The sequence below is a fragment of the Luteibacter sp. NPDC104163 genome (assembly GCF_055584245.1).
This window is the reverse complement of the sequence record NZ_JBVJMK010000003.1, coordinates 77847-83907: the sequence shown is the minus strand read 5'-3', so window position 1 is coordinate 83907 and position 6061 is coordinate 77847. Positions and strand designations below refer to the sequence as shown.

The window sequence follows — 6061 nt, the reverse complement described above, 5'->3', positions numbered from 1 at the left end:
GTTTTGTGTTGGGGGGTTGGCGGTGGGGGGCTTTGGTTCTTGCCGCAAGCCCCATCGCGCGCAAGCGCGCTCCCACAGATCACGGATCACGGATCAACCCGGCCTGCGTGCGCCTAGCGACACCAGCGTCTCCTGCGCCGCGCGGATGCGCTCGGCGCTGCCAGGCAGCTCCATGATCACGCGGAGCTTGTCCCGGCCATCCATCTTGAAGATGCGCGGCTGCTGCTGGATCAGCTTGATCAGGGCCATCGGGTCGATGTCCGGCTTTTCGCGGAACGTGATGCGGCCACCGGAAGGACCGAAGTCGACCTTGCGGATGCCCAGCGGCGTAGCCATCAGCTTGAGCTGGGCTACCGAGAACAGGCACTTCGCCTGGTCGGGCAGCAGGCCGAAGCGGTCGATCATCTCTACCTGCAGTTCGCGCAGGCCTTCGTCGTTGCGTGCGCTGGCGATGCGCTTGTAGAGCGTCAGGCGCGTGTGCACATCGGGAAGGTAGTCGTCCGGAATCAGTGCCGGCAAGTGCAGCTCGACCTCGGTCTCGTGTTCGGACGTGAGGTCGAAATCGGGAATCTTGCCCGAGCGCAGCGCGCGCACGGCGCGATCCAGCAATTCGGTATACAGGCCGAAGCCGATCTCCTGGATCTGCCCCGACTGTTCCTCACCCAGCATCTCGCCCGCACCACGAATCTCGAGGTCGTGCGTGGCGAGGGTGAAGCCCGCGCCCAGCTCTTCCAGGGAGGCGAGCGCCTCCAGGCGCTTTTCGGCGTCGGCGGTCATCGCCTTGCGGTCCGGCACGATCAGGTACGCATAGGCACGGTGGTGCGATCGGCCCACGCGGCCGCGCAGCTGGTGCAGCTGGGCCAGGCCGAAGCGGTCCGCACGGTTCACGACGATCGTGTTGGCCGTGGGGATATCGATGCCCGATTCGATGATGGTGGTGGAAACCAGCACGTTGAAGCGCTGGCGGTGGAAATCCGCCATGACCTGCTCGAGTTCACGCTCGGGCATCTGGCCGTGGGCCACGCGGATGCGCGCTTCGGGGATCAGCTCGCCCAGTTCACGCGCCTGGCGCTCGATCGATTCCACCTCGTTGTGCAGGAAGTACACCTGGCCACCGCGGGCCAGCTCGCGCTGGATCGCCTCGCGGATCAGGGCAGGCTGCCAGGTGGAAATCAGCGTACGCACGGCCGTGCGGTGGGCCGGCGGCGTCGCGATGATCGACAGGTCGCGCAAGCCACTCATCGCCATGTTCAGTGTGCGCGGGATCGGCGTCGCGGTGAGCGTGAGCAGGTCCACCTCCGCGCGCAGCTTCTTCAGCTGCTCCTTCTGGCGCACGCCAAAGCGCTGCTCTTCGTCGACGATGACGAGGCCGAGGTTCTTGAAGCGGATATCCGGCTGGAGCAGCTTGTGCGTGCCGACCATCACGTCGACCTGGCCGTCGGCCAGGCGTTCCAGTGCGTTGTCCACTTCCTTCTTCGACTTGAATCGCGAGAGTACTTCGACGCGCACCGGCCAGTCGGCGAAGCGATCGGCGAAGTTGCGGTAGTGCTGCTGGGCGAGGAGGGTGGTCGGCACCAGCACGGCGACCTGCTTGCCCGCGGTCGCGGCGGCGAAGGCGGCGCGCAGGGCGACCTCCGTCTTGCCGAAGCCCACGTCGCCGCAGACGACGCGATCCATGGCGCGCGGCGCGGCCAGGTCCACGATCACGGCATCGATCGCCCGCTGCTGGTCCAGCGTTTCCTCGAACGGGAACGTGGCGGCGAACTCCTCGATCATCTGCCGGTCGACGGAGAGCGCCTCGCCTTGCTTGGCCTCACGCTGCGCGTAGATCGCCAGCAGTTCGGCGGCGACATCGCGCACCTTCTCGGCCGCCTTTTTGCGCGCGCGCTCCCAGGCATCGCCGCCGAGGGAGTGCAGCGGCGCCAGTTCCGGTGCTGTGCCGGTGTAACGGCTGACCAGGCCCAGCTGGGCCACGGGCACGTAGAGCTTGTCGCCCTTGGCGTACTCGATGGTGAGGAACTCGCCCGGCATGTCGCCGACATCCAGGGTCAGCAGGCCCTGGTAGCGGCCGACGCCGTGGTCGATGTGGACGATGGGCGAGCCGATCTGCAGCTCGGTCAGGTCCTTGATGATGCTTTCGGGATCACGCGCGGCGCCAGCGCGCTTGCGCCGGTCGGTGCGCACGCGCTCGCCGAACAGTTCGCGTTCGGTGAGGACCGTCAGGGCAGGTTCGGTCAGGGCGAAACCCTGTTCGAGCGAGGCGACGGTGATCGTGAACGTTTCAGCCGACGCGAGGAAGGCTTTCCAGCCGTCGACGTTCGCCGGCTTCATGCCCGCGCCGGCGAGCTGCTCGATCAGCGCTTCGCGACGGCCGGCGGAATCGGCGGCGATCAGGGTGCGGCCGGGATAGTGGGCGAGGAAGTGCCGCAGGGCCGTGCCGGGTTCTTCGCCCTTGCGGTTGAGCGGCAGTTCCGGCGCGGGCTGGGTGCCGAGATCCACGGCGTGCTCGTGCGCCTTCTCGACCACATCGATGCGGACCTGACGGTTCAGCTGCTCGCGCAGCGTATCCGGCGGCAGGTAGATCTCTGCCGGCGGCAGTACGGGGCGCTCGATATCGTGGGCGCGCTGGTCGTAACGGTCGCCCACCTGCTGCCAGAATGCGGCGGCGGATTCGAGCACGCCTTCGCCGAGCACGAACAGGGCATTGTCGGCGATGTATTCGAAGAGCGTTTCCGTCTTCGCGAAGAACAGCGGCAGGTAGTACTCGATGCCGCCCGGCGTCACGCCTTCCTTCATGTCCTGGTACAGCGGGCAACGACGCACATCGATCGGGAAACGATCGCGCAGGGCAACGCGGAACGCCTTCGCCGCTTCGTCGGTCACGGGGAATTCGCGGGCGGGGAGCAGGTCCACGCCTTCCACCTGATGCTGCGAGCGCTGGGTTTCCGTATCGAACGTGCGGATCGATTCGATCTCGTCATCGAACAGTTCGATGCGGTAGGGCTCGCTCGCGCCCATGGCGTAGATATCGATCAGCGCGCCGCGCACGGCGAAGTCACCGGGCTCGGCCACCTGCGGCACGTTGCGGTAACCCGCGGCCTCGAGGCGGCGCTGCTCGGCGCTGATATCCAGTTTCTGGCCCTTGCGCAGCACCAGGCCGGAGCCGGTGATGTGCGTGCGCGGCGCGATCCGCTGCATGAGCGTCGCGACCGGCACCACGAGCACGCCACGCTTGACCGACGGCAGCCGGTACAGGGTGGCGATACGCTGCGAGACCACCTCGGGGTGCGGGCTGAAGACGTCGTAGGGCAGCGTTTCCCAATCGGGGAAATGCAGCACCGGGAGTTCACCGGCAAAGACGCCCAGCTCGCTTTCCAGGTTGTCGGCGCTGCGCGTATCGCGGACCACGACCACCAGCAGGCCATCATGCGCCCGGGCCGCCTCGGCCACCTCCAGGGCCCAGGCCGAGCCGTGGGGCACGGCCCAGTAGCGGCGGGTCTTGGCGTTGGCGGGCAGGGGCGGGCGCGGGAGCGTTACGGGCATCGTCTGGAGGCGATCATCAGCGTGGCTAGCCGGTCATTGTACAGGCCCGGCGTTAGTGCCCCGTAGGCATCTTTCGTAGGAGAAGCGGGCCTCAGTCCGTGTAGTCCGGCTCGAAGAAGCTCCATCGCACATCCTTGAACCGGGCCTTGAAGTCGGCCTCCACGATGTTGATGGCCTCGATCATCGCCCGCGGCGTCGGGGCGGCGGCCATCTTCGCCTTGATCGCGACCATGACATCCGTGCCCATCTGCAGGGTCAGGACGTTGTAGACCTGGTCGATCTCGGCGCGGGCCTCGAGGAAGGCGAGCATTTCGGCACGGCGCTTCGGCTCCACGCCCTGGCCGATCAGCAGGGCCTTCACCTCGCGGGCCACCGCCACGGCCACCACGATCAGCAGCACGCCGATGCAGATGGTGCCGATGGCATCGAAGATCAGGTTGCCCGTGAGCATGGTCAGCAGGATCGCGGCGAGCGCCAGGCACAGGCCGATCAGCGCCGCGAGGTCCTCGCCGAAGATCACCAGCAGTTCGCTGGCGCGCGTCTCGCGGAACCACTCCCATAGCGGCTGGTCACCACGGGCCTTGTTCACTTCCTGCATGCAGCCATGCATGGAAACGCCCTCGGTGATGATCGAAAAGACGAGTACGCCGACCGCCAGCCAGGGCCAGCTCAGCGGCTCGGCGTGCGTCAGCTTGTGCACGCCCTCGTACACCGAGAACATGCCGCCCACGCTGAAGAGCAGGATGGCGACAAGGAACGACCAGAAGTAGAGCGCACGGCCCCAACCCAGCGGGTAGTCGGGCGATGGCGGGCGCTTGGCCTGGCGCATGCCCAGGAGCAACAGGCCCTGGTTGCCGCAGTCCGCCAGCGAGTGCACGGCCTCGGCGAGCATCGCGCCCGATCCGGTGAACAATGCCGCTACCAGCTTCGCCACGAAAATGGCGAAATTGGCACCCAGCGCGAGGAAGATCGCGCGCTTCGAATCAGCGTGGCCCGACATGTGGATCCCTGTCCCTGAAAGATCGCAGGATCTTACCGGATGACGCCCACTCCGACGCCAAAGCTGACATTCGGATGGCCGCCCTGCATTTCCTTGGCGGTCCACACATGCGACTGGTTCACCGACACCAGCGGGAACGTGTAGGTGGCCTGGCCGACGTTGCCGGTGCGCGTGCCGTTGAGCCGGCCGGCGAACGTGACGAGACCGCCGGCGGGGAAGTCCAGGCTCTCGACGTAGCCCGGCATGGCGGCGATGAAGCGGCCGCTACCCGTGTCGTTCGCCTTCGGCCGCTGCGAGCTGTCGAGCGGATAGGCGAGCACTTCCACTTCGCTGTGATCGGCGTAGTTCTTGACCTGGACGATGCGGCCGCCCCAGATCACATCGGAACTGCCATAGCGCTCCGGCTCGCGTGCCACCTGCGCGGGTGGCACCGCGACGGTGTTCGGCGTGGCCTTGTAGATCGGTGCCGGTGCACAGCCGGCAAGCGCGAGGGTCAGTACGGCGGCAGGGACGGCGAGACGGACGATGGACGGGCGCATGGGTCGGCTCCTGGCGTGTACGGTGACTTTATCTCTTTGGTAGCGAACGCGGTGGATGCGCGACGTGTAGGGGCGCCGGATCCTTGCCTTCCTCCACCAGCCAGGTCAGCCGGTATTCGGATTCGCCGGGCTGGCCGAGCAGTTTGGGCAACGCCTTGAGGCTATCGCGGATCGTTTCATCGAGCTTCCACGGGGCATTCACGATGACCATGCCGGTCCCGTTGAGGCGCAGCGGGGAGTCGTCCTTGTGCAGCAGGAACTCGGCCGCCAGCACGCGCTTGGCGCCGCTCTTGGTCGACAGCCAGCGGTGGAACGGCTGCACGTGGCTGCGCAGCTTGATCGGGTACCAGACGGCAAAAATGCCGGTGGGCCACTTTTCCATGGCGGCCTTGAGGGCCTTCTCGATCGTCCGGAACTCACCTTCCTGCTGTTCGAACGGTGGATCGATGAGGACGAAGCCACGCTTTTCCTTCGGCGGCACCAGGGCGTTCATCGCCTCGTAGCCATCGCGGTTGTGCACGTGCACGCGGGCATCGTGGTGGAAGAGCTGGCGCAGGTGACCGGACTCTTCGCCGTGCAGCTCGCACAGCTGGGCGGAATCCGTATCGCGCATGAGGTGCGCGGCGATCCATGGCGAGCCGGGGTAGTAGCGGATATCGTCGCCGTCGTTGCAGGCGCGAACCACCTCGAGCCACTTCCAGAGGAGGGGCGGGAGGCCGGTGGCGGCCTTGAGCTTGGTGACGCCTTCGTCCGCTTCGCCCGTCTTGCGGGCCAGGGTGCCGCGGAGGTCGTAGCGACCGCTGCCGGCGTGGGTCTCGATGTAGCAGAAGGGGGTGTTTTTCTGCTTCATGGCGTCGGCGAGGGCGACGAGCACCATGTGCTTCATGACATCGGCGAAGTTGCCGGCGTGGTACGCGTGACGGTAGTTCATGGGGGCGAGTATACCGTTCGGGGCGGGCTCGCCTTCGGCCTCGCGCCA

At 66.7% G+C, this 6061-nt stretch carries 4 protein-coding genes; all 4 read right to left on the bottom strand.

All coding sequences use genetic code 11. The features are described 5' to 3' along the window. Positions 1–93: 93 nt before the first annotated feature. On the bottom strand, positions 94–3543 hold the full coding sequence (mfd, locus tag ACZ6YI_RS05055; RefSeq protein ID WP_465777689.1) for a transcription-repair coupling factor: 3450 nt from the start codon (positions 3541–3543) through the stop codon (positions 94–96). Between the two features lie 91 nt (positions 3544–3634). After that, positions 3635–4543, bottom strand: coding sequence for a cation diffusion facilitator family transporter (locus tag ACZ6YI_RS05050; RefSeq protein ID WP_440327754.1), 909 nt, complete (start codon positions 4541–4543; stop codon positions 3635–3637). Between the two features lie 32 nt (positions 4544–4575). Continuing rightward, positions 4576–5082 (bottom strand): Slp family lipoprotein, encoded by a 507-nt coding sequence (locus ACZ6YI_RS05045; protein ID WP_440327753.1) that lies wholly within the window; start codon positions 5080–5082, stop codon positions 4576–4578. A gap of 28 nt (positions 5083–5110) precedes the next feature. Continuing rightward, on the bottom strand, positions 5111–6013 hold the full coding sequence (locus tag ACZ6YI_RS05040) for a 23S rRNA (adenine(2030)-N(6))-methyltransferase RlmJ (RefSeq protein WP_465777688.1): 903 nt from the start codon (positions 6011–6013) through the stop codon (positions 5111–5113). Between the last annotated feature and the right edge of the window lie 48 nt (positions 6014–6061).

Bases quoted from the DNA above. Each gene is read 5' to 3' on its own strand.
- mfd (WP_465777689.1), bottom strand. From the start codon at position 3,543: ATGCCCGTAACGCTCCCGCGCCCGCCCCTGCCCGCCAACGCCAAGACC.
- ACZ6YI_RS05050 (WP_440327754.1), bottom strand. From the start codon at position 4,543: ATGTCGGGCCACGCTGATTCGAAGCGCGCGATCTTCCTCGCGCTGGGT.
- ACZ6YI_RS05045 (WP_440327753.1), bottom strand. From the start codon at position 5,082: ATGCGCCCGTCCATCGTCCGTCTCGCCGTCCCTGCCGCCGTACTGACC.
- ACZ6YI_RS05040 (WP_465777688.1), bottom strand. From the start codon at position 6,013: ATGAACTACCGTCACGCGTACCACGCCGGCAACTTCGCCGATGTCATG.